Source organism: Edaphobacter sp. 4G125 (assembly GCF_014274685.1).
Lineage (GTDB): Bacteria > Acidobacteriota > Terriglobia > Terriglobales > Acidobacteriaceae > Edaphobacter.
Genome location: NZ_CP060393.1, coordinates 143,087 through 168,721 on the forward strand (window position 1 = coordinate 143,087; position 25,635 = coordinate 168,721).

The following is a 25,635-nucleotide window of genomic DNA, read 5'->3' on the forward strand; positions in this document are numbered from 1 at the left end:
CAGGGCTGTCAATGCCTTTTGGTGTGGCAAAAAAGACACACCTTCGCATCTCTTTCGGTTGTTTTACAAGGATTTCTTCAAGCTAAACTGTTTCCTATCAATAGGATTACAAAATGAACCCTCAGGCTATTCTCGCCAGCACGCAAACTGTACTCCCTTGGTTCCTGGACCATCTCGAGCAACTCGTCCGCGTAGAAAGCCCAAGTGAAGACCCTGCTGCAATTAACGTCGCCCAGGAGCTTGCGGCGAAGTGGGCAGTTGCATTAGGAGGCCGGGTTAAACGTCATCGGCAAAAAAAATTCGGGGATGTCTTTGAATTGAAATTCGGGGAACTTCGCTCCGACCCACGCTCTTCAAAGCAAAAGCCGATCCTCCTGCTCGGACATTTGGACACGGTCTGGCCGTTAGGTACCCTCAAATCCATGCCTTGGCGCGAAGCCGATGGCAAGATCTTCGGCCCCGGCACTCTCGACATGAAGGCCGGAGTGATGATGGCACTCGCAGCCGTCTCGGTCCTGCGCGATCTGAAACTTCTGCGCCCGATCACGCTGCTGCTGAACAGTGAAGAAGAGATCGGCAGTCCCATCTCACGCCCCATTACAGAACGGCTCGCCAAAGAGTCCTCCGCGGTCTTCGTTCTGGAACCTGCCCAAGGGCTGGCTTTGAAGACCGCGCGCAAAGGTGTGGGCCATTACGATGTGCACGTCACTGGTGTCGGGGCACACTCTGGCGTCGACTTCGAACGCGGCCACTCCGCTGTGCTTGAACTGGCGCGACAGATTGAGCGCATCTCCGGATTCACCGACCTCAAGCGCGGACTCACCGTAAACTGCGGAGTCATCTCCGGCGGAACCCGCTCCAACGTGATCGCCGCCGAAGCTCACGCCGAAGTGGACGTGCGCATCGCCCGCGCCAGCGACGAGAAGAAGGTCGATCGCCTCTTCCGTTCGTTCAAACCTATCGATCCAGCCTGCAAGCTCACCATCACCGGCGGAATCAACCGCCCCCCCATGGAGCGCAAGGCCGGAACCATCGCTCTCTTCAAACGGGCGAAACAGCTGGCTGCCGATCTGGGTTTCGATCTCGAGGAAGCTTCTACCGGTGGCGGCTCGGACGGCAACTTCACCGCCGCCTTGGGAATTCACACGCTCGACGGCATGGGAGCAATCGGCGCAGGAGCCCACGCCGCACACGAGCATATTGTGAAGGAACACATCGTTCCGCGCACGGCTCTCCTGGCCGCGATGATTGCCACTACACCTTAGACAATCATCGCACCCGGACCGGCGGAGCTATCGCGGAATCTGGTTCCAAATCGAGCGAGCCTTCGACTTCACTTTATCGGAAGCCGCAGCAGGATTCGATTGCGTCGCCGGTGTACTCGCCGCAGGAGCAGCCGTACGCGATGAATCTGCATCCGCATTGGCCGATGCTTCTTGCAGCACTGACTCAGTCGCCGGCCCATTCACACGGATCACCAGCGCACCGGAGGGATAGCCGGGCGACAGCGCTCCCATTACCAGCATGTACTCATTACCCTTGTGAAAGGTCCCATAACGAACGTCATCGTTAGTCGCATCCAGGCTATCAATCATCCATGAAGCCCAATTGCCGACATGGATGGAATCAATCGTGGGCTGGCTGAGAATCGTGGCCAACGAGTAACCACTGCCGCAGGTCTTGCGCGCGCAGCTCCATACCTCCGTATACCCTGCGGCTGTCAACTGACTGGTCAGTGTCGTGTATGTCGTCAGCGACGAAGCCGTTTTGGGTCCGGCATAAGCCAGCACATCAATTGGTCCAGTAACCGTTGTACTCTTGCCTAGTTCCTTGGAGTTGGACTCCACCGGTCCCAGCGGAATCGCATACTCATCGTTATCGATGTGTCTCGCTCCAATGATGAAGCTGTTAGTAGGCCGGGTGAGAACATGAAAATCCGAAGCGCCGGGAAAATCTGAAGTGGGCTCAGATGCCACTGCAACAGACACCGTAAACGCAAGAAGAACAGCAGAGGAGGACAGAAAACGATATACGCTCATTGACTTCCATTAAAAGACATTTCTGTTCATTTAGGATGAATGATTTTTCAGTAACTTCATTCAGGTCAAGGTTTAAGTCACGAAGACGAACAGTAGTAGCTATACTCGACGCACATATTCCTCTGAGCGAAAGAGGTTCCCAATGTCCCAACAAGCTCCATTGCGCTTTGTCTTCTATATCGCTGCACGGCCAGATAAAGTTTGGGAGGGGTTCGTCTCCCCGGAATCCAATCGCATCCTCTTTATGGGATCTGAGCTGGAAGTTGAGCTAAGGCCCGGTGGCCCGATGAACTGGATTGGCACTGGAGCGGATGGCAAGCGCACGACCTACGTTCGCGGCGAAGTCATCCAGGTCAAGCCGCACAAATTACTGCAATATACCTTCGCCACCTTTTCATCCACCAAGTTCTCTCGCGTCACCATAGAACTCGTGCCGGAAACCGAAGCCACCAAGGTCACAGTGACTCATGATCAATGGGCAGAGGACAATACCGACTACTCCCCCTGTTCGGATGGTTGGCCCCGCATTCTCTCTCGCCTCAAGACACTGATCGAAACAGGCAAAACATTTAAGCCACACTGAAATAATCCCGAGCGGAATTCCAGGTTCGCCGTCTTTACTGGATAGATGGACCCTATGGCATCGTTTGAGGAAAGCCTGGTATTGCTGTCTTCCATAAAGAGCGCCGAATCGGAGATCGACCTCGCCGCTCTCGTGGAAACCTATTCCTCGCTGCTTTATCGCGTTGCCTACTCCATCCTGCGTAGTCACACTGACGCAGAAGATGTTGTGCAGGAGAGTTTTCTTCGCGTGCTTCAGCATCGAGGAACGCTCCCGGTAATTCGCGACATGCGCATCTGGCTCACGCGTATTGCATGGAACCTCGCGATTGATCGCCGCCGAGCCACACGGACGACACAGATAGACGAAGCGTTCGCTGAGAGCCTTGTCGCCGCAAACCTACCCGCCGATCAGGCACTGGATGAATCTCGACGCATGAAGACAGTTCTTGATGAGATCGAACGGCTCCCTCTCGCCGAACGCCACGTCCTGCTGCTCTCTTCGCTGGAGGAGCTCAGTACTCCCGAGATCGCAACTGTCCTTGAAAGAACCGAATCCGCTGTTCGAGCCCTGCTGTTTCGTGCACGCACGCGCCTGCGCCAGAGACTTGAGAAAGGAGGAAGCCGATGAATCATCCGGAAAGAGATATCGAAAGAGTCCTCATGGGTCTGAGAGATTCACCTCTACCTCGGGGAATGGAAGATCGTATTCTTGCAGCACTTGGAGAACGCAGGACGCAGCCCTCTTCGAGATGGCTTGCGTTGTCATCAGCCAGCCTAAAGATTGCTGGAGCATGTTCTCTCGCGATGACGGCTGCGCTCGCCATTTTCTTCTTCAGCGGCAGACATGCAAAACATGCTTCGCAACCACCCGCCGCAGCCGTAGTCACTCCGCAGTCTTTGCTTCCGGGTGCGGGCATTGAACCCGTCACTAGCCACGCGCCGCCTCTTATCCGAGTGCCAAAACTCAGGCGAGTGCAGGCCGAACTCCCGCGGCAAGAAGCCGACGCAAACGAAGCTGTCCCCATCAGCACGCCCGCGCCTCCCATTCCCCTCACCGAGCAGGAACGGTTTCTGCTACGCATGACGCGTCAAGGCCGTACAGAAGACTTCGCTCAGATCAGTAACGACCGCAAAGCTGCAAAGGAAAAGCAGGACGCTGCTGAATTCCAGGCATTCTTTGAACCACCACCCATCAAAATCGGAGAAAGTGAATGATATCCGCACGCTCCCATATGAGCTTCATCGCAGGCTTTGCTCTCGCTACAGTCCTAACTCTCAATGCCTTCGCCCAAACTTCGGAGACCACGCTGGGACCGCAACGTCCACCCTATGGCCCTACCATCACTCGTGTCTTCCACCTTAAGAACATAACAATGCAAGCAGAGGCTAATGAGCTCCTCATGGCTTTGCGCAATAATGTGGATCCACGTGACCACATCACCCTCGTGCCTTCGCAGAATGCCATCATTATGAAAGCACCCACCGAGAGCATAGACACAGCCGAAAAAGTTATCAGCGAGCTCGACAAGCCCAGGAAGACCTACCGCCTCATCTACACTCTCATCGATTTCGCAGGTACAAAGCGTGTCGGCGACCAACACTACTCTATGGTTCTTGTCTCCGGTCAGCATGCCATCCTCAGACAAGGAGACAAAATACCCATCTTCACAGGGGCCACCCCGAAAGACCTTCAAAGCCAAGTCTCTTATATCGACATTGGAATGAATTTTGAAGCAACTATCGATGATGCTGCTGGCGTTCCCCGACTCAAGACTAAAGTTGAGCAGTCCAGCGTTGTCGAAGATCGCACCAGCGCCCTTGCGCAGGACCCCATCATCCGCCAATCTATCTTCGAGGGTAGTGCCGTTCTCGCCCCAGGTAAGCCCCTCACCATCGGCTCACTCGATATTGCTGGCACGACCCGTCGCATCGAGATTCAGGCAACCATCGAACTTCTCAACCCATAGGAGGAGCGTAGCCAGCACAAGAACTGTCTATCGCGAGCAGTTGCACGAAACCAGATGGCTTGATGGCATAGAACCATCCATTGCCGGGATGCAATGTCCATGTGGGTCGCGCTCCGGATTGCCCAGCTTCGCTGCTACTCTCGCTTCGAAATGCTCTGAGATGAAGTGCTCCAGCCGCTCAGCTTCGTCGTGCAGTTCTTCGATCGGATATCCGAGCACTTCAAAGAGAAATGTCTCGATCAGCCTGTGGTGCCGCACGATTTCCAGAGCTCGTTTACGCCCCGCGTTCGAGAGACGAACCCCGCGGCCACGTTCGTAATCAATCAATGGACGACGTTCCGCAGCCAGCTTCTGCAACATATTCGTGATGGAAGCGGGAGCCACCTCCAACCTCTCCGCAAGCTCTGAGCTGCCTACACGGCGCTGCTGTTCCCCTCCCAGGCGATAGATCGCTTTCAGGTAGTCGTCGATCGATTCGCTTGTGACTCTCTTTACCTGCACCTGGACATGTCCCGTCTTATGATTTAGGTTAACCTAAATTCAAAATTAGGCAAACCTAAATGATTCGCTTATTAAATTTTGGGGCACTTATTACCCTCTGCTCTCTTTCAGCATCGGGTCAACAACGCTCGCTCATGATCATAGTCGAGGATGCAACCGGAGCAATACTCCCTCGTGCGGAAGTAACTCTGCAATGTGCGGGACAGAGGGACCTCCGCCAGGTAACCGACACTCAGGGCACTGCGACCTTTACCGCTCCGGACACCGCTCCCTGCTCCGCGACCGCATCTGCCGAGGGCTTCGTTACCGCTACCCATATCTTTGCCGAAGAATCCCAGGTAGAGATACGTCTCGCAGTCGCAGCCAATACGCAGGTGACAGTCTCCGCCGGAAGCGAGCAACTCCAGGCCAACATCCCTACTGCTCAAGGGGTGCTCAGCGAACAGCAGATCGCTGCGATTCCTTTCTTCAACCGCGCTACGGGCTTCAGCGATTTGATTACTCGAACTACTCCCGGAGTCGCCGCCGACGCTAACGGCTTCGCCCACCCGCTGGGCGAGCACGCCGATACCTCCATCTCGCTCGACGGGCAGCCCATCACCGATCAGCAGGCCAAGGTCTTCTCCAATCAACTCGACACCAACATCATCCAATCCCTGACGGCCATCACAGGAGCGCCACCGGCAGAGTTCGGCGACAAAACCAGCCTGGTCATCACCGTGAATGCCCGCTCCGGCCTGGGACGAAGGCCCTCCGGGACCCTCTCCAGCGAATACGGCAGCTTCGGCACCTGGGGCACAGGCCTTGTGCTCGGAGCGGGCGGCAAACGCTGGGGTAACTTCGTTGCGCTCCACGGCGAGGGCTCGGGCCGTTTTCTCGACTCGCCCGAGTTCGTGCCTTTGCACGACCACGGCAACAGCGAAGGCTTCTTTGACCGCATTGACTGGCAGCCCGGTAATAAGAATCTCTTCCACCTCAATCTGGGCGGAAGCCGTTCGTGGTTCCAGACACCCAATAGCTACGACACTGCCGCCGCAGAGCAGGATCAACGTAGCCAGATTCGCAACGCGAACATCGCTTTCGGCTGGAACTACATCTTTTCGCCATCGCTATTGGCCGCTTTCACGCCCTTTTATCGACACGAAGAAGCGCAGTACTTCCCCTCGGCCAATCCTCTGGCCGACACCACCGCGACCATGGCGCAGAACCGTATGCTGACCAACACCGGCTTTCGTCTCGAGACCGTCTACGCCAAAGGCGTGCACACCGCGAAGATTGGTGGAACCTACTGGCACACTCTGCTACACGAGCGCTTCTCGATTGCCTTGACCGACCCGCTCTACAACGCGCCCTGCATCGATAGTGCGGGAAATTCAATCGTCGCACCTGGCATCTCAGACTCCAGCGATTGCGCAAAAGAAGACTACACGGCGAACCCTGCTTTTCTTGCTAATCTTCTACCCTACGATCTGACACGCGGCGGAACACTCTACGACTTCGACCAAACTGCCGATATCGAACAAGCGGCCTTCTATGCACAGGACGACATCAAGTGGGGCCACTGGCTCCTCAGCCCTGGCCTGCGCTACGACATCTACAACGGACTCAGCCGCGGACGCCAAATCCAGCCGCGCCTCGGCATCGGCTACCGTCTGGGTTCCACGTTGCTTCGCGGCTCCTATGCGCGGCTCTATGAGACTCCTTACAACGAGAACCTCATCTTCGCGAATGAATCGTCTGCCGACACCACCAGTAAAAATCCTTTCGCCACCTATCGCTCTGAACCTGTTCGTCCCGGTACACGCAACCAATTCAACATCGGCTTTGAGCAGAGCTTCGGTAATCACCTGAACGTCGACGCCGACTACTACTGGAAGTTCACCCGCACAGCCTTCGACTTCGACACGCTCTTCAATACTCCGATCACGTTTAGCGTGGCTTGGCGTAAATCGAAGATCGACGGGCTCGCTCTACGTGTCAGCCTGAACGACTGGCACGGCCTCAACGCCTACAGCGTGATGGGCCACGTGCGTTCGCGTTTTTTCACTCCGCAAGTCGGTGGACTCATCTTCGGCCCGCCCCCTCCCGTCCCAGTCTTCCGCATCGACCACGGCGAGGAGTTCGAACAGACCACCAACTTCCGTTATCAGCTTCCATCGCGTCTAGTCGGATCGCATCAGTTGTGGATTGGCGGCTCCTGGCGTTACAACAGCGGACTTGCTCTACCCGACACTGTGCCTACCTACCTCGATGCGCTTCAGCTCACAGCCAATCAGCAAGCTCAGATGGGACTCTTCTGCGCCAGCGAGCGTGCGACACCCAACTATGCCATTCGCGAGTGCAGCCCTGAGGCCTTTGGGGCCACACGCATTCGCATCCCTCCATACGGCACTGAGGACGAAGACCGCAATCCCGTCCGCGTGATGCCACGAACTCTCTTCGATCTCTCAGTCGGGAACGACAATATCTTCCATACTGAACGTTTCAGCGTCGGCGCGCATGTGACTGCAATCAATCTGACCAACAAAGACGCACTCTACAACTTTCTCTCCACCTTCAGCGGGACCCATTTCATTCCTCCCCGCACATTGCAGGCAGGACTCTCAATTCGTTTCTAGGGAAGATGCCTATTGGTTTGCCAGAAGATAGTTTCCGCCACTTGTAGCAACGACTCGAAAACGCTTCTCAAGCAAATTCGTCAGATGTGGCATGTCCGTTCCATAGACCAGCAAGTATGTCTGTTGCGGACGGAGCCATAAGTTCTTCAGCTCCGCATCACCAATGAATACCTGCCTTGCATCCGGAGCGTAGCTGCCGTACTCCAGGTTTGCGCTCCTTCCGTTCCACAACAGGGCTGTGCGATTTGTGTAAAAGAAGGTTGCAGAAAAAGCATAGTAGGCATCGCCTTCAATCAGCTGACCGGGGGGCGAGCTCTCCAGCGCCTCGGCCAGTTGGTAGGAGCCGAGATAAGGATCGAAAGTGATCAACGCCTGTCGTGCCGCCTGAATGAAGATCAGCATCGTCACTGCCAGCACCGCCACGATCGCTCCTGTTCTGCGAGCGCGAAACAGTCCGACGACTCCGATCAACAGAGCGCATCCGGCGAGGACCAGTGGCAGACGAAGATACGCAAAGGCGCGCAGCGTTAGATCGCTCATGTGACCAAGCGAAAGCGTATAAAGATTGGGATTCTGCGTCAGTGCGACTGAGATATCACCGGGCGTTGGCAGCTTCGCGGTATAACCCAGCAGGAAGACAACCGCCGCCAGACAGAACGCGAGGACAGAGCCTAACGCGATCCGCGCAAACTTTGGATATCTCTCCCGCGTCGCAAGCTGGCTGCCCAGCAGCATCGCCAGCGCAGGATAGATCGGAAGCGAATAGTACTCCTGCGTCGTCGAGAGCGTGAAGAAGCACAGGACGAAGAGAATCCATACCAGCGACAACAGACGCGTCCTGCCGGCACGATCATTGGCGCGATAACTCTGCCGGAAGGCCAGAGGAAGGGTGAGACTCCAGGGAAACAGCCAGACAAAATGCAGCAGCCAGAACCACAGCCGCGGAACCGTGTTGTAGTCGCGCGGATAGCGCATGTTGAGGAAGCGGAAGAGATGCTCGTTCAGGAAGTAGAACCAGAAGAAGCCGTGATACTCGCCTGGGCTCGAATGCATCGTCCAGTCGAAGTATGGCGGATTCCGCAGCGTAGCCAGGATATGCCACGGAGCTGCGATCACAAGCACAATGGCCAGGCCGCTCAGCGGGCGTAGTCGCCGCACAAGCTCTCGCAACGACGTCTGCCGAGTGATCGCCAGATAGATTCCTCCGATCACAACAGGAAAGACCGCTGCAATTAACCCCTTCAATAGAAGCCCGCAAGCCAGGCTGATGTACAGAATGAAGAACCAACGAGTAGGTCGCTGCTCTTCTGCATCCAGCAGGCGCAGCATCGCCCACAGAGCCAGCGCAATCGTCAGTGTCAGAGCGGCGTCGGGAATGAGGATGCGCGTGAAGAGGAAGATGCCGATACAGGTGGCAAGGATCGTCCCCGAGTAGATCGCTGCCTTTCGACCGAATGCCCACAGCGCAAAGCGCGCAGTCACCCAGCAAAGCGCGATGTTGATCAGTGCCAGCGGAAGTCTCGCGGCCCAGTCGTGCACGCCAAAGACCTTGTACGACACCGCCATGACCCAGTAGATCAGCGGCGACTTCTCCAGATAAGCAATCCCGTTAAGTCTCGCCGTCACCCAATCGCCGCTCTGCAGCATGTTGCGGGCGATCTGGGCCTGCACGGCGTCCACATCGTCCATCAGGTGCGGAGGACTCAGGGCAAGGGGGAGAAAGATGAGGCAGCTGACGAGAAGGACGATGGTATCTGCACGGGCATGCTCGAAAAATCTGCCGAGAGGTCCTCGGGAGCCTCGATGTCCTGTCCGCATTGGATCTTCCATTGCTTGATCCACAGAAACAACATCATCATGCCCCATAAGTGATACCCGTAGTTCGCCTTTCTTTCCATGTGAAGCGTTATCAACGATTGAAGATGACGCCAAGAGATGATGCCGCTCTCCTCGACCGTTTTCTGGTTCAGCGTATCCAACAGTAGAGGTTTCAGATGGCCGCGCAGCCAATCATGTACAGGAATATCGAGTCCCTGCTTTCGCTTTGCCGTAATCCTCTGCGGCAGTTTGTCCTTCATCAGGTTGCGCAGCAGCAGCTTAAGATTACGCCCCTGGATGCAGTAGTGGGCCGGAAGTGTGGCAGCAAATTCTACGATGCGATGATCCAGGAATGCAGGTCGCACCTCGAGCGAATGCGCCATGCTCATGCGGTCGACCTTTACCAGCAGGTTATCCGGAAGGAAATACGCCTGGTCGAACGCCATGAATCGCCGTACATCGCCGTGCGCGGGAATAGTGGCCAACAGCTTGAGCAGATGCGTGCCTCCCTGCGACAACATCAGGTCCTTGCGCTGCATCTGCGAAAAGGTTCCGTTCCAGAACACATGCGAACTGCGCTCGTCCAGCAGCGTGCCATATAGAAAGCGCTGTAATTTGTAATCCAGCCCGATCTTTTTGTTCGAAGCAGGCAGACGATTTGCAGAGTGCAGAGAGAGCCTGCGCAAGGTGCGCGGAACCATTCTTGCCCGACGAGCATACTTATCGGCCAGATAAGTGATGTAGCCGCCAAAGAGCTCATCGGCCCCTTCGCCACTCAGTGCAACCGTCACCTGCTTGGCCGACATACGCGACAGGTGCCACACCGGGACCGCTCCGGCATCGGCATTCGGTTCGTCGGCGTAGTAGGCAAGCTCCGCAATCGAATCCGGCGTTACGGTCGACGGCCCCAGATCCAACTCCTGATGGTCGGTTCCATAGGCCGTCGCCATCTCGCGCAGATAGGGCGCTTCATTGAACTCGCGCCCTTCAAAGGTGATCGAAAACGTCTTCAAAGGTGTGGATGCATGTTGGCTTGCATAGTGCAGGATGGTCGACGAGTCCATGCCACCGCTCAACCAGATTCCTACCGGGACATCGGCTGTCAGATGCTCCTTGACCGACTGTGAGATCAAATGACCCAGGCGCTCCGTCGAATCGGCAAGCGAGGTATGCGCGCTCGGATCGATTCGGTCCACCTGCCAATAGCTGTGTGTAGAGACCTCGCCATCGTGCCAGGTCAGAAAGCAGCCCGGCATCAGCTTCTGAACACCTGCGGCGAGGGTGCGCGCGCCGGGAACATAGTTCAGCCCGAGGTAGGCATCCAGCGCATCGACATCAATATGACGCGGAACCTCAGGATGGCAGAAGATCGACTTCACCTCGGAGCCGAAATAGATGTCACGTCCAGCCCGCGCATAATACAAGGGCTTGATTCCCATTCGATCGCGCGCTAGAACCAGGCGGCGGCGCGACTCCCTCCACGCGGCAAAGCCAAACATCCCGCGCAGCTTCTCGATGCAGGCCGTATCCCACTGCATAAAAGCACGCAGCACGACTTCGGTATCGCATGTGGTTCGAAAGCGATGTCCGCAGGCGATCAGCTGCTGCCGCAGCTCGGCGTGGTTGTAAATCTCGCCGTTAAAGACAACAACGACATCATTGTCTTCGGAAGTCAGCGGTTGCCCGCCAGCCGCCGTGTCGATGACCCGCAGCCGAGTCGCGCCAAGAGAGATCGAGGAACTTTGCCACACCCCCTGGTCGTCAGGACCACGGTGAATGATGGAAGCAACTGCCTGGTGAATCCTCTCGGGTAGAAAAGGACGTACAACGTGGGTAAATCCCGCAATTCCGCACATTTTTGGGGAAAGCCCTATCTATAATTTTTCCCAATATACGCGAAACTTTTTTCGAAATTATGTTTTTAAAGGAATCCTCCTGTTTTTTTTGTCATCAAAGAGCAACATTTCGACCTTAGATCACATCAAAAATTTTTTTAAGTCTTTATCGGATAACGTTTAGCGGGTTGCTGCGTCTTTAATTGGGTTTTCTCGGCCTTCAAACCGCAAATATCCCCACCGCTCAGGAACATGCATATTCACCACTCCCTGTGGCGACCAGACCCAGTTGTCCTCCTTCGGCTGCCCTGCCTTCCACTCCACCCGGCTGAAGTTGATCCTCCACTCCGTCCCGACCTTCGGCTTAGGCACAGCTTGGCGACTCGCAAAGGCAGTCCACGGGATCGCGATCTCCAGCGTCCATCCTTCATCCTTGTCCGCGGGATTGTTCAGGGTTCCCTGAATCGCGACAGCCGTCTTCGCCCCCTCCATCTCCCAGCTGTTATCGGCCTTGCCTCCAAAGCGATAAGGCTTGTTCAGGTAGAGGTCCCAACCGGTGTTAAGAGCATTCATCTCAAACTCGAAGTATCCCTCTTCCTTCGGCAACGGCTTAAGAAATACTTCGAAGTCGTTGTCGTGGAAGATCACCGAATCATGCTTTGTCAGAGTCGCCTTTACGTCCGGCTCCTCCAACTCGGCAGCAATATACAGATACTGGTCATCCCACAGCATCTTGGCTCGTGTACGGAAACGCGGCTTCAGACGGATGTCTCCTTCGATGTCAACAAAGTCATCGGTCCATGCGGCTTTCTTCCATGCCGCATCATCCAGCTTGCCATCGATATCGATCGGCCCCGTAGTTCGAGTGACCTGATAGACCTTCGGCTCCCCGGCAGGTGGAGGAAGAGGTGGTGGTTCTTTTACGGGTACATTCTGAGCCAGCAAAGACACCGAGCTGATGAAGGCACAAAAGACAAAGCCAGCACTCTTCGAAACAAAAAGCATCCAAGGCTCCTTCAAACAAATGTCAGAGAAACGATCTCAATATCATCTCTCAAGCCTTCCTTCGGATGAATCAGACTTCTGCCTTAGATTTATCCGTTCCAATCTTGCCGAACCCCGGATGCACTCCCGACGTCAGCCCCTGGCGCTCGGCCACACGCGCCAGCAACGATGCCAGGGTCTCCTGCTCCTCTGCGCTCAGGCTCTCGAACAGCGAACGCTGATGCTCACGCGCAACGCGGCCAATCGTCTCCAGCGCGACCTCGCCCTCCTTGGTCAGATAGAGCGCATAGAGCCTTCGGTCCGATTCCGAAGGTCGCCTCTCGATCAAACCGCGCTCCTCCAGCTCGTCCAGAACCCCCACCAGCCGGCTCGCATACATCCCCAGTCTCCGCGCAAGGTCCTGTTGCGATATCCCCGGCGAAAACGACAGTAGCCGCAGAATCCCCGCATCCTGGGGGCGAAACCTATGTGGTTTCAATGCTTCAGCAAACCGCATCGCCGCATGAGCCCCCACCTGGGCCACTAAAAAACCCGCCGAAGCCCCTCCTGGAATTCCTGATCTCGCCATAAGTTTGATTTTTTCATGAATCGAATGATTATTAATAGCAATCATTACATTATGTAATTATAATTTATCTCAGGAGCAACCCCCATGAGCTCTACTTCTTCAGTCCATCCTCCTTCCATCAAATTCCGTGGACCTCATCTCGGTATCGTCGGACTCGTCTTCGTCGCCCTGTTTGTCGCTGCACTCTTCCCGGTAACAGCCTTCGGCGGACTGCCTTATTTCCCCGGCCCCGGCGCAACCGTCGCAGAGATGATGAACTTCTTCTCCCGCCGTCAATCCGGAGTCCTCCTTTGCGCCTTCCTCCAGTTCGGATCCGCGATTCCACTGGGAATCTTTACAGCCACGGCATCCAGCCAGCTCCGTTTTCTCGGAGTGCGTGCCGCCGGAACCCAGATCGCTCTCTTCGGCGGCATCCTGACCGCAGCCAACATCATGATCACCTCTTCCTTCCTCTGGGCCATGATCTATCCCGGCGTCGCTCAGGACTCAGCACTCACCCAGGCCCTCTACCGAATCTCCTTCGGCCTCGGTGGTCCCGGTTTCTCTGTTCCGTTCGGCATCCTCCTCGCGGGCATCTCCGTCACGGCTGGCTTCTATCGTCTGCTGCCAAAGTGGATGGTCGTCCTCGGCCTCATCATCGCGGTAATCGGCGAACTGAGCTGGTTCGAAATGCTGAATATCCATCTGCTGCCTCTGATCCCGCTCACCCGTTTCCCTGGATACCTCTGGATCATCGCGGCTGGCTTCCTTCTTCCCAGAAAAAAGCTCATCCGAGCGAAGAGCTAATCACTCCAAAGGAGAAAGACCTACACCACTTGTCACTCACATCTTGACAATCAAGATGAGAAAGAATAGCGTCTCCTCATGGTCGACACCAACACTGATGTGATCCAGGGGACGCTGGACATGCTGATCCTCAAAACTCTGAGCCTCGGCCCGCTGCACGGATTTGGAATTGCACGGCGGGTCGAGCAGATCTCCAACGGAGTCTTCAAGATCAATCCCGGATCGCTCCTCACAGCCCTGCAACGCCTTGAGCGCGCTGGCTGGCTGAACTCCGCGTGGCGGCAGACGGAAAACTCGCGGAAGGCCAAGTTCTATACCCTCACAGCGGCTGGACGAAAGCAGCTAAAAGCCGAGATGACTGACTGGAACCGTCGTGTCGGAGCCATCGCACGGTTGCTCGAGATGGAGGCCTGAGATGTCCCTCTGGCGTCAGCTGAGCTATGGTCTTCGAGGGTTGCTGCAACGCCGGAAACGGCAACAGGACCTCGCCGATGAAGTGGCGCAGTTCTACGAAGATGCCGAAGCCGACTTGCGCGAGCGTGGACTCACTCCCGAAGAAGCAAGAAGAACCGTACGGCGCAACACAGGAGACATGGCCGCCGCGCGCGATCACGCGAGCGAATATGGTTGGGAGAACTGGATCAAAATACTCAGCGACGACCTTCGCTTTGCTGCACGACAGCTGGCCAGACATCCGGTATTTACTGCAACCGCCGTCCTCACGCTGGCCCTTGGCATTGGAGCCAATACAGCCATCTTCACCGTTGTAGAGCGAGTGCTGTTGGCCCCGCTTCCCTACAACAATGCGGAACGGCTGGCGTTCCTCAAGACCTATCGTAGCCAGATTGGCAGAGCAATTCCCAGAATGACAGGGCCGGATGTCGTAGACGTACGCGAGCAGATGAAGAGCCTGGAGGCGGTGAGTCTCTATCACGGCGGGAACATGGGCGTGCAGCTTGCCAACCATGCTGCCTACACCACCGTTACCATGGCAGATGCAAACTTTGCTCGCGTCTTTTCGCTGCGGCCTGTCGCCGGAAGACTCTACAACGATGCGGATGCCGGACACGCAGCACTCGTAAGCGAGCGATTTGCACGCGACAACTTCGGAACTGCGCAGGCCGCCATAGGGCAGGTCATGGGAGTGGAAGGAGACCCTGCGGAGATTGTCGGCGTATTACCCGCAGGGTTCGATTATCCCAATGGAGCGCAGGTGTGGCTTGCTGCTCCGCTGATGCCGCAATCCAAATCGCGGACGTCCTTCAACTACAAAGCAGTCGCGCTGGTACGCAAGGGGACAAGTCTCGCCGAAGCACAATCTGAGCTGGATACGTTGACCGCGCGCCTTCAGACCGCATACCCAAAAGACAACCATGGCAAAGCGCTGAAGATCGTATCCCTGAAGGAATCGCTGACCGGAGAGTCGCGGTCGACACTGATGCTCCTGTGGGCCGCTGCCGGGCTGATTCTTTTAATCGCCTGCGTCAATGTAATGCATCTGGAACTGGTACGCGCAATTGAGCGCCAAAGAGAGCTGGCGATACGCAGAGCTCTTGGTTCGTCGCGCTGGCGCGTCATGCAGCCTGTATTTCTGGAGAGCATCCTGGTGGCGTTGATCGGCGGTACCGCAGGAATTCTGTTGGCATTTCCCCTCGTGCGAGTGCTGGTCGCAATGGCCCCGAAGGAACTCCCACGAGCAAGTGAGATTCATCTCAACCCCTGGGTGCTCGGTTTTGCTTTTGCTCTCTCCGTGGCAACAGCAGTGATCTCTGCAATTCTTCCCGCAATGAAAGCGGCCAAAGTCGATCCTGCCGAAGCACTAAAGAGCGACTCTTCACGGGGAATCACTCGGCGTAACACCGGCTTCATGCGCGATGTTCTGGTGATCGCAGAGATTGCAGCAACGTTTGTGCTGGCCATCGGCGCGGGGTTATTGCTGCGCACCATGATGACGCTTCAGACAAACGATATGGGTTACCAAACCCGGCAGATGCTGGTCGTTGATGCCGATGCACCTGCAACCAGAGAAATATATGCGATAGATTCGAGCCATGTCGTAGGACTCTTCAATCAACTCTTTGTAAATCTGCGCAGACTTCCCGGTGTCGAGCATGTTGCAGGAGTCATGGGACTGCCGACAGGAAACTACGGCTCGAATGGCTACTACGACGTGCAGGGAGGTCTGCCCGTGGACCCGGAGCATCCGGCATGGTCGAACTTCACTGTGGCAAGTCCGGGATACTTCGCAACCATCGGGATCCCTTTGAAACGTGGTCGCGACTTCAGCTCAGAAGATACGCACGAAAGCGCAATGGTAGCAATCATCAGCGAATCGCTGGCCAGGCAGAGCTTTGGCGATTCTGATCCGATCGGCAAGCAGATTCGTTGTGGGTTGGACTCGGACAAGTGGATGACAGTTGTCGGAGTCGTTGGCGATATACGTCAGGAATCTCCAGCGGAGAAGCCCGGACCAGCGCTGTACATGCCGATGACACAACATCCTTTCTATGCCAACCAGATTCACATCGTGCTGAGGACAGCAGTAAAACCATTGTCCTTGATGAGCGCTGTAGAGGAACAGATTGTGCGCACAAATCCGCTGATCGCGCGACGCTATACAACATTGGACGCGTTACTGGATAAATCGCTGGCGGTAGAACGATTCCGCGCTGCGTTGATTGCATCGTTTGCCGGCATCGGTCTGCTGCTCGCGATGTTGGGCGTGTATGGAACGGTGGCCTATTCCGTTGCGCAACGAAGGTTCGAATTTGGAGTGCGCATGGCCTTCGGAGCAAAGAGAGAAGCGATTATGCAATCGGTGCTCGGTCACGCAGTCAGAATGGCCTCGATCGGAATCGTAGTCGGCGTCGTTCTCAGTGCAGCTCTGGCCCGACTGGTAGAGAGCATGCTGGTCGGCGTACGCCCGACAGACCCCATCAACCTGATCGTAGTAGCCGTTCTGATCCTGATCACCGCTTTAGGAGCAGCATTAGCCCCGGGATGGAGCGCGACACGCGTAAGCCCCATGGTAGCGTTGCGAGCGGAATAGCTCGATTAGGAAAAACCTTTGATTTAGGCTGCGTCGACATGTTTCGGGAGTCATCCCCTCCGGGAAATTAAAGGTTAAACAACTCCTCAATCTCGTGTCATTTCGACCGAAGCTGACGCCGTCAGGCGACAGCGAAGTGGAGAAACCCGCTTCTCTATCGATTCTTCTCTTCCATCACAATTTGTCGAGGCGCCCACGGTCGAGCTTCGTTAAGGGCATGGCTTTTGAGCCTGTCCTGAGCGCAGTCGAAGGATGCCGCAAAAATGTTCAGCACAGGAAGGGCTTTGGAAGGTATTGAAAAATCACCTGTTTTGTTAAGAGCATGGCTTTAGCCATGCCGCAAAGTTCAGTACTGGAAAGGGGCTTTAGCCCCTGAGGGCCAGAGCTTCTCTAAATCTCCTGTGGATTCGTTACTTCTGATACCTTCAAGGCACAATGATTCGTACGTTTCGCTTCACCGCTCTTCTGTCCGTTCTCGCCGTATCGCTAGTCCATGCTCAGACCAAGCCTCCGGCGTATACTCCTGCGGAACAGGCCGTCGTCGATCAGCTCAAGACACTCCGTTCGGTGCCTGATTCGCAACGAGGACAGAAGACCACGGATCTCGCTCTCCAGATTCGCTCTCTTCCTTCCACACCCAACAAACTGCGCCTGGCTGTGGGGCTGACTCATCTCTCCACAGAGGGCGACTTCGGCCGCCAGACACTTCAATCCGTCGCCGATACTCTTGCCTCCACCCTGACAGCCAATCCGCTTCCTCCGGCTAAAAATGGTGGCCCCGCCTCACCTTATCTCGATCTGGCAAAGCTCGTTCGGTACGAACACGTCACCACGAGCCTCAACGACCCACAGTACGCCCAGGCCATGACCCAGTTGACTGCCGAAGAGACTGAGATCGAAAAGGCCGACTTCACCTTGAACGATCTCAACGGCAAGCCCTGGACCCTGTCTTCTCTTCGCGGCAAAGTTGTTCTGGTCAACTTTTGGGCCACCTGGTGCCCGCCCTGCCGCAAAGAGATGCCCGATCTCGATGCCCTGGCGCATAAGTTCAAATCGAAGGGCCTTGTCATCCTCTCCATTAGCGACGAGGACGCTCCTAAGGTCAGTTCCTATATCTCGGCACACAATATCCGCTATCCGATCCTGCTCGACCCCGGCCGCAAGGTCACCGAGAGCTTCCATGTCGATGGCATTCCCAAGAGCTTCGTCTTCAATCGCGAGGGCAAGCTGGTGGCTCAATCCATCGACATGCGCACACGCGGACAGTTCCTCCAGATGCTCGCCGCCGCCGATCTGAAGTAATTACTTCCACTACTCCCACAGTGTCATTCCGACCGAGCGCGAAGCGCGAGTGGAGGAATCCCCGCATTTAATCCCTTGTCAAGCTCAAAACCACCCTAACCACCACAAACCAAAGCACATCTGGATTGCAGATCCTCCCTCTTCCTTTTGCTACACTTAAATCAGCAGCGAAAACCCCGGGCATCTGCCCGGGGTTTTCATTTAGGCCCGGTAAGTCCGAACCTAACCGACATGGATTGAATACTTTGCACAAAAACAGGGGAGGGGACCCTACGGCTCAGTCCCTCCCGGCCCATGAAGAATCGTCTGCTCCTGGTCCCACGGCATCATCTCGTACTCCTTCGGAGGAGTTTCGCCCGCAAGATAGCGTACGAAGTAGTCCCATCGCCGCCGGGTCATATACGGTGTCGCTGCTCCATAGCCATGCGCTACGTTCGGAATCAGCAATAGATCGAAGTCCTTATTGGCTTTGATCAATGCATCAACCACCAGCAGCGTATTGTTCATGGGGACGTTATCGTCCATCGTGCCGTGCGCCAGCAGAAGATGCCCCTTCAGGTTCTTGGCGTAGTTCTGGTTGGCCTGGCTGTCGTAGTTGCTCGTGCCGTCGGGATTCTTCACCTCAAGTCCGGCCCACTTCTCTGCCCAGTCGTCCTCGTAGTCGCGCTGATCGTGATTGCCGCTCTCAGCGATCCCGACCTTGAAGAAGTCCGGATACTTGAACATCGCTGCTGCCGTCGCATTGCCTCCACCGGAGTGACCGTAGATTCCCACCTTATCGATGTCGATCCACGGGAACCTCGACGCCAGCTCCTTCATCCCGGCCATCTGGTCAGGAATCGTGTTGTCGCCAAGATTCGCGTAGTAGTACTCGTGGAAGGCCTTCGACCTCCACGGAGTCCCCATGCCGTCGATGCAGACGACAATAAATCCCAGCTCGGCCAGCGACTGCATATCGCGGTGCGCCGCAGAAAAACTTCGGCTGCCGCATGAACCCGTCTGCGGCCCCGGATAAACGTTGTTCACAATTGGGTACTTCTTTGTGGAATCGAAGTTCGTCGGCTTGAACAGAAAGCCATAGAGGTCCGTCTTGCCATCGCGAGACTTCACTGTAATCGGAGTCAGCGGAACCCAACCTGCGGCGCGTAACCGTGTGATGTCCTGCTTCGTGACTTCGAACGCAAGATCGCCATCCGTCTTCCGTACGACCGTCGTCTGCGGCTCCGTTGGCGTGGAAGCAACGTCAATGAAGTACTTCCCGTCGGGAGAAGCTGACACCTCGTGGTCTGCATCCTCCGGAGTCAGCAGCTTCATCCCACTGCCGTCGAACCGAATGCTGTAGTAGTGGCGGAAGTAGGGATCGCGCCCCTTCTCCTTGCCTACGCCGAGGAAGTACAGCGTGCGCTCGGCAGCGTTCACCAACAGCACCTGGGTTACGTTGCCTTCGCCGTGCGTGATCTGGTTCTTCAGCTTGCCGGTCTTGCCGTCGTAGAGATACATCTGGCCCCAACCATCGCGCTCGCTAAACCACAGCACCTCATCGGTGCCCCACAGATACTTCCAGTTCACGCGATCGTTTCCGCTCTCAAAGAACTTCGGGGCCGTCTCGGTCATCACCTCGCGCACATCGCCGCTCTCAGCGTTCGCCACGCGAAGCCACTCCTGCTTGTGATCGCGCGAGGTCGAAACAAATGCAAGCTGTTTGCTGTCGTCGCTCCACTGCACGTCGTCCCACCCTCCGTTGCAGCTCACGTCATCGCAGATCGTTGAACGGTGATGGTCAGGTGGCATCTTCAAGCGAATCACCTTGCGCGTGTCCACATCAATCACTACGCGCTCGATCATCGTCACGTTCTCATCGCCAACCAACGGATACTTCCATGCCTGGAGCTGTGGATGACGATTCGTCACCGGAACCAGATACATCTCACCCACTTTGCGCTGGTCCTGCTGAAAGGTCGCGATCTTCTTCGAGTCCGGCGACCACAACACGATGGGACGATCGCTGTGCTGCCATCCTGCATTGTCAGTCGCGTATCCAAAGTCTTTTACACCATCGGTTGTAAGCTGCATCTCTTGCCCAGTCGCTGTATCGCGTGTCCACAGATTCCAGTCGCGAATGAAGACCGCTTCTTTACCATCGGGGGAGAGCTCAACTGGGGCTGTTGGGCCTCTGCGTGTAGCGCGAGGACCTGGAGCTACCGCTCCTGCCTTATCGGTCGAAGCGCATACCCCTGCACCACTCAAATCGCAACGCCAGTGCCTCGATCCGGTGGCAAGCGCTACAACCTTATCGCTCTCTGAAAGAGAGAACTCTGTGATTGGCAAATGATGCGAATTCAATTGCTCCTTCGGCTTCATCGCCGTTTGCAGAGCGACTGCCAGTTTTACATGATCGAATGCTGGTCCTTTGGTCTTCCTCTCTGGATCAACCAGGACGAATGTCGTTCCTTCAGCAGTATGGTCGCGATACCAGAAGCGTCCATCGCTCAGCCACACCGGATGCTCCACTGTATGGTCGACCAGAGGATTGACGTTGTAGTTCATAAACCGCTCGGCCCGCGCATAGTCCTCGAAGGTCAGCTGCCTTCCCTGTTGAGCGGTTCCCGCCATGCTCAACGACGCCAATAAGACTCCAGCCGTGACACACTTCATCCTTCCCGATGCCATGCATCTCTCCTTCTTCGGGTCCAGCAGTTACAGGGGTGTTTCATTTTACGTCGATGTTACAAGAAACAGGAGATAAGATAGTTTCATAGTCGATTGTTGCTCTCTCGCGGTTACACACCTGATTTGCCAGACAGTACATCTTCTAGATATCACTTTCCGTAGCGCTTTTCATGATGGCGAACAGATAACCTCGAACACTCTTGACGGCTTGCAGCCTTCTCCCCCTGGAGTGCAGATTTGAAGACTCAGATTCTCCACAAACATTACACCGCCCTGGATGGCCTGCGTGGGCTCGCTATTCTTATGGTGTTCTGCCGTCATGCCTTTCTGACAACCCACCTGCATTCTCTGCCTACACGAATTGTTGCGTGGCTTGGAACCGGCGGATGGCTTGGTGTCGATCTCTTCTTCGTGCTTTCAGGCTTCCTGATCACAGGGATTCTTATCGATTCCCTTGGCTCGAACCGGTTTTACAAGAATTTTTACATTCGCCGATCGCTGAGAATCTTCCCTCTCTTCTACGGTGTTCTACTGCTCTGCTGGATCCTGACTCCTGTTCTGCATCTGCAATGGAAACCGGGGCATCTTTCTTATCTTTTCTATTGCCAGAACATCATGACGAATCTCGACCCCTCCCTGACCTCCGTTCCTCCTGCGTTGAATCTGGAACACTTCTGGTCGCTGGCCGTGGAGGAGCAGTTTTATATGATCTGGCCGTTCATGATCGTTATGCTGCATGAGCCCAGACGGATCATGCGATTCTGCGTTTCGATGATAGGCCTCTCTCTGCTGCTGCGTTGTGTCCTGCTGTGGATGTATCCCTCGGATACGACAATCGAGTGGATCTACAAAGAGCTTCCGACGCATGCCGATGGACTTCTTATCGGAGCATTTCTTGCGGCCGGTCTACGGACCTGGAAGCATGAGGAGCTTTTATCCCGTTTCCGATGGCCCACGTATGCATCTGCCATCGGCGCAATTGCCATCGTTGCAATTACACGTCGGCTCGACTTTCACTCCTATCTGATGTCCTCGATTGGATACACCATTTCCGCCATCCTCTTCTCGTCCTTGCTCCTGAACTGCGTACTCCCTTCGACCAGGGCCTATCGCATATTCAGTCTGCCTGGACTTCGCTTTTTTGGCCGCTACAGTTACGGAATTTACGTCTACCACTTGCTCTTCAGTCCGCTTCTGACACTGATGCTGCACTGGTTGCAGGCACGAACTTCGCAAGCTGTAGGCGCCGCGTTGTATCTTTCGCTTTGGTTTGGGCTTTCGGTTACGATCGCCATGCTCAGCTATAAGTACTTCGAATCACCCTTGCTGAGATTGAAGGATCGATTTGCTCCACCAGAGAACAGGCCCCTCAATCCGTCGATAGACGGTCTGGCACGCGAGTCCGCACTGCAATAACATCGGGCCCCCATTTATTGATTCATCGAGGTGCTCAATTAACCTGCATCCTCTTCCGCTTTGATTTTCCAAAGCATCTGACGCAGTACGCCCATCCATACCGGAACATCGGCAGCCTGGAGCCCCATACGCAGTACCAGACGCCGTATCTGCTCCTCGCTACAGTTCGACGGATGTCTGCGCGTGTACTCCGATACCTCGAGCACTCTACGGAAGAGCTCTACGAAGCGTTCCACTTCTTCAGCGCGAGCCGATTCGCGAATCCCTTTAGCTGCATAGACTCCCTCAGTCCGCACCAGCTCATACAGACACACCGCAACCGCCTGCCCAAGGTTCATCGACGGGTGACGCATCTCCTCTTGCTGGTGCATAGGAATTGTCAGCAAACAGTGGCAGTAACTCAGCTCTTCATTGCTCAGCCCCGTCTTCTCGGAGCCAAACAACAACGCAACGTGACCATCCTGGTTGGCAACTTCTTCTAGGATCTTGTTTGTGGCCTCTGACAGCGCATAGAGCGGATGTTCCAACGCTCGCTCACCGACAGCAGTTGTTCCTACAACCAGCGTGCAATCTGCGATAGCTTCGGCCACAGTGATAAAACTCTCTGCCGATGTCAGGATCTCTACAGCGTCCACTGCAGAACGTGCCGCCTCTAAAGGAGGTGCATATTCGCTAACAATACGCAGATGGCGAAAGCCAAAATCGTGCATCGCTCGTGCGACTGCACCTATGTTGTTCGGATTGCGCGCTCGTACCAGCACGACAACCACCCGGTCCAGAAGTTCAGGAGTCACATCAGCCATTTTATGGGACAAAAAAGCGGCTCGAGATTACCCTCGAGCCGCCATCTTTCGGGCTTATTCTAGCGACGTTCCCGTTCATTGTTATGCGTATCGCGGTTGATCTGTTGACTTGCGCGATTCTGCTCTCGGTTGACCTGCTGGCGTTCCGGCTGGGTCAGATGACCGCCGTTCGCCTGTCGATCAGCACGAACCTGCTGGTTGATATGGGTTTCGTTGCGCTCGATGTTGCTGGTCTCGTGTGGGGTAAGTTGACCAGAACGAACCCCATTCGCGACCCGCTGCTGCTGCATGTTGCCGCGCTCCCCAACCCGAGACATCGCCATCGTCTGAGGACGCCCATGATTAGCCGAGGCAAGTTGCCCACGGTCGTTGCGCATCGCCTGCTCGTGCGACACCTGGTTTGAGGTGGGCTGGAAGCGACGTTCGTTGAAGGCCGTCTGTTCCTGAGCATTAGGACGCGCCTGGAGACCACCCTTGCCGCCGTTATAGCTCACGTGGTTGTTGACGTTATTCACTATGACGGTCTTGTTATAGACATTCGTCACCTTCGTGACATTGATATTGTTCACGGTGCGGTTGTAATAGAAGTTATTTCCATTCCAGTAGCCGCCGTGATATCCAACGCCGGTATATCCGAAGCCATAGTTCACACCACCATAGAAACCGATGTGTGGTCCCCAGTATCCGGCATGGAAGATATAGGCTCCGCCACTCCAGCCCCAATAACCGGGCGTCCAAAGCATTCCTGGCGCAGGCGCCATAACCCACACGCCGGGAACCCAGTAATATCCTTCAGGTCCCCAGGCCCAGTAGCCGGGAGTCCAGATATAACCTGCTCCAGGGCACATCGGCTGCGTGTAAACAGGAAGAACCGGGGGAGGCGTGTTCACCGAGATTCCAATTCCAATATTGACTGAGGCCATGGCTGCTGTAGGCAACGAAATAGCAACTGCAGTAGCCAGTAATATGGTGCGGACTTTCTTCAGGGAGAGCATCGTAGTAACTCCTTTAGAACATGCTGTTCAAAAAAAGGGACAGCTCAAAGTTCAGCGTTTGAGCGGGTCTTCTTGCGGCCCGTTCAGGAGACTTCCAGACGAATAAACCCATGTTGTCGCGCTAAGTTTTCTTAAACTTCAATTTCTACGTGCAACTCTTTTGGAAAAATTCCGTCGGTCACGGGCAACTCTTCCGTTGCATAGGCGCAGGAACAATCTCGCGCATCGCATCAGTGAAGAGAGTGCAGTTCGTTGGAACCGGAAGAAAGAGATTTCAACAGAGATTCCGGCTCCAGCACAATGCGATTACGCCCGGCTAATTTTGCCTCGTATAGTGCATGATCGGCACGACGCAGAGCGTCCTCCAGCGTGTCACCAGGATGAAGGATGGCAATTCCAAAGCTGGCCGTGAACCCCAAATTGTAGGGTCGTACAGGAATACTGAGAGCCGCCACACTCGAACGAAGACGTTCAGCGGTAATGACTGCATTCTCCCGGTTAGTGTTCGAGAGAACCACAATGAACTCCTCACCACCGAGCCTGGCCGCAAAATCATGACCACGCATCGCCGAGGTAAGAGCTTTAGCGACAGAACATAGAACGGTGTCTCCGGTCTCATGTCCATATTTGTCATTGATGTTTTTGAAATAATCGAGATCGATTGCCAATACGGCTAATGGAGTTCCCTCTCGTCGACTTCGTCCAATTTCCCGCGTGGACTGATCTTCCATGCCACGTCGGTTCAACAGTCCAGTGAGAGAATCAGTTCGTGCAAGTAGCTCCTGATTGGCGTAGAGGCGGCTAGAGGTCATCCAGAAATAGCCCACCGGAATTCCAGCAATCAAAATATAAAAACCTAAAAAGCCGATGAGTTGCGAGGAAGAGGCGACAAAATAGTCCTGCGGTAGACCCCAGAAGATAATGCCGACACACCGAATCGATGTCATTATGCCAAAGACGACATAGAGCGCAGCGGTCGCGCCACAAGGTATTCGCACAGCATCGTCGGCATAACGAATCAACACATACGCGGTCATAGCTGCTATGCCGGCAAACGCCAGACTCATAAGCAGAGATCGTGCCATATAACTCGGATGGATATGTGTGTAGTACGCCAGTCCAATGCTGGTGGGAATGAAAAAAAAAGCTTCGAGCCAACCAGTACGAAAGCCCTTTTTGAGAAAGGCCATAAAACAATGATGAACAAGGAGGAGAGCAGCAATCAGCATCACATTGCTGAGCACTAGAACGAAGAAATCCGGGATATGCCCCTGCTGCATCCGCAGCGCTGTACTCAAACCGCCGGTAGCGTATGCAATCGCCAATAAGAGGAACTGACGAAAGCGCTTATGGTGGAAGGCAATGACCGATAACCCGAGCGTACACCCAGCGAGCAAAAATATGTTGACGTACAGGATGGTGCGGACATCCATCGAATCTGCCAGGGCCCCGATCGAATTCTAAAACGGTGGAATCAGTATATGCTTCGCGGTTCTCCGACTATAAATGAAGTTATTCCAGATCTTTGAAAGCGCTTATTCCGGAGTTCTGCTGCTTATCGTGGTACTGACGATTGCCTGTCTCTGTCTGAAAGCCGTACGGCGAACCCGCATGGAAGTGGTCGAGCGCTCGATATATGAAACGCGACAGAGCTCTCATAACACGATAAGAGTCTTGTTTTCAGATTCTCTGCAGGGTT

21 protein-coding genes are annotated in these 25,635 nt (G+C 55.2%); 11 read left to right on the forward strand and 10 right to left on the reverse strand.

What is annotated here, in order from left to right:
- The first annotated feature begins 113 nt into the window (after positions 1-113).
- The gene (locus H7846_RS00625) at positions 114-1,265 is read left to right on the forward strand and encodes a M20 family metallopeptidase (protein ID WP_186694379.1); all 1,152 of its coding nucleotides are present in this window, start codon (positions 114-116) and stop codon (positions 1,263-1,265) included.
- 27 nt (positions 1,266-1,292) lie between these two features.
- On the opposite strand, the gene H7846_RS00630 is transcribed toward H7846_RS00625, so the two are convergent.
- Positions 1,293-2,039 (reverse strand): hypothetical protein, encoded by a 747-nt coding sequence (locus tag H7846_RS00630; protein WP_186694380.1) that lies wholly within the window; start codon positions 2,037-2,039, stop codon positions 1,293-1,295.
- Between the two features lie 142 nt (positions 2,040-2,181).
- On the opposite strand from H7846_RS00630, the gene H7846_RS00635 reads away from it, so the two are divergent.
- Genes H7846_RS00635 through H7846_RS00650 form a run of 4 tightly spaced genes read left to right on the forward strand, consistent with a single transcriptional unit; the run spans position 2,182 to position 4,570 of the window.
- Positions 2,182-2,622, forward strand: a complete 441-nt coding sequence (locus tag H7846_RS00635) for an SRPBCC domain-containing protein (RefSeq protein WP_186694382.1) — start codon at positions 2,182-2,184, stop codon at positions 2,620-2,622.
- Positions 2,623-2,676: 54 nt separating this feature from the next.
- On the forward strand, positions 2,677-3,231 hold the full coding sequence (locus tag H7846_RS00640) for an RNA polymerase sigma factor (protein WP_186694384.1): 555 nt from the start codon (positions 2,677-2,679) through the stop codon (positions 3,229-3,231).
- A 32-nt stretch (positions 3,232-3,263) separates the two neighbouring features.
- Positions 3,264-3,818: a hypothetical protein gene (locus tag H7846_RS00645; protein WP_186694386.1), complete on the forward strand. Its 555-nt coding sequence runs from the start codon at positions 3,264-3,266 to the stop codon at positions 3,816-3,818.
- A complete protein-coding gene (locus H7846_RS00650; protein ID WP_186694388.1) occupies positions 3,815-4,570 on the forward strand; it encodes a secretin N-terminal domain-containing protein in 756 nt (251 codons plus the stop codon). The genes H7846_RS00645 and H7846_RS00650 overlap by 4 nt, the downstream gene beginning before the upstream one ends.
- Positions 4,571-4,597: 27 nt before the next feature.
- Here H7846_RS00650 and H7846_RS00655 read toward each other — a convergent pair whose 3' ends face one another.
- A complete protein-coding gene (locus H7846_RS00655; protein WP_186694390.1) occupies positions 4,598-5,071 on the reverse strand; it encodes a metal-dependent transcriptional regulator in 474 nt (157 codons plus the stop codon).
- A 134-nt stretch (positions 5,072-5,205) separates the two neighbouring features.
- On the opposite strand from H7846_RS00655, the gene H7846_RS00660 reads away from it, so the two are divergent.
- Positions 5,206-7,689, forward strand: a complete 2,484-nt coding sequence (locus tag H7846_RS00660; RefSeq protein ID WP_186694392.1) for a TonB-dependent receptor — start codon at positions 5,206-5,208, stop codon at positions 7,687-7,689.
- 9 nt (positions 7,690-7,698) lie between these two features.
- Here H7846_RS00660 and H7846_RS00665 read toward each other — a convergent pair whose 3' ends face one another.
- From H7846_RS00665 to H7846_RS00680, 4 genes are all read right to left on the reverse strand, one after another.
- Entirely contained in the window at positions 7,699-9,507 is a 1,809-nt protein-coding gene (locus tag H7846_RS00665; protein WP_255460754.1) for an ArnT family glycosyltransferase, read from the reverse strand.
- Positions 9,393-11,363, reverse strand: coding sequence for an asparagine synthase (glutamine-hydrolyzing) (gene asnB / locus H7846_RS00670; protein ID WP_186694394.1), 1,971 nt, complete (start codon positions 11,361-11,363; stop codon positions 9,393-9,395). Before asnB ends, H7846_RS00665 begins: the two co-directional genes overlap by 115 nt.
- 159 nt (positions 11,364-11,522) lie before the next feature.
- Positions 11,523-12,347, reverse strand: a complete 825-nt coding sequence (locus H7846_RS00675; protein ID WP_186694396.1) for a carbohydrate-binding family 9-like protein — start codon at positions 12,345-12,347, stop codon at positions 11,523-11,525.
- Positions 12,348-12,417: 70 nt separating this feature from the next.
- Positions 12,418-12,915, reverse strand: a complete 498-nt coding sequence (locus H7846_RS00680; RefSeq protein WP_186694398.1) for a MarR family winged helix-turn-helix transcriptional regulator — start codon at positions 12,913-12,915, stop codon at positions 12,418-12,420.
- Between the two features lie 84 nt (positions 12,916-12,999).
- On the opposite strand from H7846_RS00680, the gene H7846_RS00685 reads away from it, so the two are divergent.
- The 4 genes from H7846_RS00685 (at position 13,000) to H7846_RS00700 (ending at position 18,052) form a co-directional block, all read left to right on the forward strand.
- Entirely contained in the window at positions 13,000-13,701 is a 702-nt protein-coding gene (locus tag H7846_RS00685) for a hypothetical protein (RefSeq protein ID WP_186694400.1), read from the forward strand.
- A 78-nt stretch (positions 13,702-13,779) separates the two neighbouring features.
- Positions 13,780-14,115: a PadR family transcriptional regulator gene (locus H7846_RS00690; RefSeq protein WP_186694402.1), complete on the forward strand. Its 336-nt coding sequence runs from the start codon at positions 13,780-13,782 to the stop codon at positions 14,113-14,115.
- 1 nt (position 14,116) lies between these two features.
- Positions 14,117-16,750, forward strand: coding sequence for an ABC transporter permease (locus H7846_RS00695; RefSeq protein WP_186694404.1), 2,634 nt, complete (start codon positions 14,117-14,119; stop codon positions 16,748-16,750).
- A gap of 435 nt (positions 16,751-17,185) precedes the next feature.
- Positions 17,186-18,052, forward strand: a complete 867-nt coding sequence (locus H7846_RS00700; protein ID WP_186694405.1) for a TlpA disulfide reductase family protein — start codon at positions 17,186-17,188, stop codon at positions 18,050-18,052.
- A gap of 270 nt (positions 18,053-18,322) precedes the next feature.
- Here the strand turns inward: H7846_RS00700 and H7846_RS00705 are convergent, their stop codons facing one another.
- Positions 18,323-20,722, reverse strand: a complete 2,400-nt coding sequence (locus H7846_RS00705; protein WP_255460755.1) for a S9 family peptidase — start codon at positions 20,720-20,722, stop codon at positions 18,323-18,325.
- Positions 20,723-20,959: 237 nt separating this feature from the next.
- On the opposite strand from H7846_RS00705, the gene H7846_RS00710 reads away from it, so the two are divergent.
- On the forward strand, positions 20,960-22,138 hold the full coding sequence (locus tag H7846_RS00710; RefSeq protein ID WP_186694407.1) for an acyltransferase family protein: 1,179 nt from the start codon (positions 20,960-20,962) through the stop codon (positions 22,136-22,138).
- 38 nt (positions 22,139-22,176) lie between these two features.
- Here H7846_RS00710 and H7846_RS00715 read toward each other — a convergent pair whose 3' ends face one another.
- The 3 genes from H7846_RS00715 to H7846_RS00725 form a co-directional block, all read right to left on the reverse strand.
- Positions 22,177-22,953, reverse strand: coding sequence for an RNA methyltransferase (locus H7846_RS00715; RefSeq protein WP_255460756.1), 777 nt, complete (start codon positions 22,951-22,953; stop codon positions 22,177-22,179).
- A gap of 47 nt (positions 22,954-23,000) precedes the next feature.
- Positions 23,001-23,936 carry a YXWGXW repeat-containing protein gene (locus tag H7846_RS00720; protein ID WP_186694409.1) on the reverse strand — a complete coding sequence of 312 codons (936 nt, stop codon included), beginning with the start codon at positions 23,934-23,936 and terminating at the stop codon, positions 23,001-23,003.
- Positions 23,937-24,166: 230 nt separating this feature from the next.
- Complete coding sequence (locus tag H7846_RS00725) at positions 24,167-25,369, reverse strand: GGDEF domain-containing protein (protein ID WP_186694411.1); 1,203 nt, start codon at positions 25,367-25,369, stop codon at positions 24,167-24,169.
- Positions 25,370-25,635 lie beyond the last annotated feature (266 nt).

Excerpts from the sequence above, each read along its gene's own strand:
- H7846_RS00625 (WP_186694379.1), top strand. The coding sequence starts at position 114 with ATGAACCCTCAGGCTATTCTCGCCAGCACGCAAACTGTACTCCCTTGG.
- H7846_RS00630 (WP_186694380.1), bottom strand. The coding sequence starts at position 2,039 with ATGAGCGTATATCGTTTTCTGTCCTCCTCTGCTGTTCTTCTTGCGTTT.
- H7846_RS00635 (WP_186694382.1), top strand. The coding sequence starts at position 2,182 with ATGTCCCAACAAGCTCCATTGCGCTTTGTCTTCTATATCGCTGCACGG.
- H7846_RS00640 (WP_186694384.1), top strand. The coding sequence starts at position 2,677 with ATGGCATCGTTTGAGGAAAGCCTGGTATTGCTGTCTTCCATAAAGAGC.
- H7846_RS00645 (WP_186694386.1), top strand. The coding sequence starts at position 3,264 with ATGGGTCTGAGAGATTCACCTCTACCTCGGGGAATGGAAGATCGTATT.
- H7846_RS00650 (WP_186694388.1), top strand. The coding sequence starts at position 3,815 with ATGATATCCGCACGCTCCCATATGAGCTTCATCGCAGGCTTTGCTCTC.
- H7846_RS00660 (WP_186694392.1), top strand. The coding sequence starts at position 5,206 with ATGATCATAGTCGAGGATGCAACCGGAGCAATACTCCCTCGTGCGGAA.
- H7846_RS00665 (WP_255460754.1), bottom strand. The coding sequence starts at position 9,507 with ATGCGGACAGGACATCGAGGCTCCCGAGGACCTCTCGGCAGATTTTTC.
- asnB (WP_186694394.1), bottom strand. The coding sequence starts at position 11,363 with ATGTGCGGAATTGCGGGATTTACCCACGTTGTACGTCCTTTTCTACCC.
- H7846_RS00675 (WP_186694396.1), bottom strand. The coding sequence starts at position 12,347 with ATGCTTTTTGTTTCGAAGAGTGCTGGCTTTGTCTTTTGTGCCTTCATC.
- H7846_RS00680 (WP_186694398.1), bottom strand. The coding sequence starts at position 12,915 with ATGGCGAGATCAGGAATTCCAGGAGGGGCTTCGGCGGGTTTTTTAGTG.
- H7846_RS00685 (WP_186694400.1), top strand. The coding sequence starts at position 13,000 with ATGAGCTCTACTTCTTCAGTCCATCCTCCTTCCATCAAATTCCGTGGA.
- H7846_RS00690 (WP_186694402.1), top strand. The coding sequence starts at position 13,780 with ATGGTCGACACCAACACTGATGTGATCCAGGGGACGCTGGACATGCTG.
- H7846_RS00695 (WP_186694404.1), top strand. The coding sequence starts at position 14,117 with ATGTCCCTCTGGCGTCAGCTGAGCTATGGTCTTCGAGGGTTGCTGCAA.
- H7846_RS00700 (WP_186694405.1), top strand. The coding sequence starts at position 17,186 with ATGATTCGTACGTTTCGCTTCACCGCTCTTCTGTCCGTTCTCGCCGTA.
- H7846_RS00705 (WP_255460755.1), bottom strand. The coding sequence starts at position 20,722 with ATGGCATCGGGAAGGATGAAGTGTGTCACGGCTGGAGTCTTATTGGCG.
- H7846_RS00720 (WP_186694409.1), bottom strand. The coding sequence starts at position 23,936 with ATGCTCTCCCTGAAGAAAGTCCGCACCATATTACTGGCTACTGCAGTT.
- H7846_RS00725 (WP_186694411.1), bottom strand. The coding sequence starts at position 25,369 with ATGGATGTCCGCACCATCCTGTACGTCAACATATTTTTGCTCGCTGGG.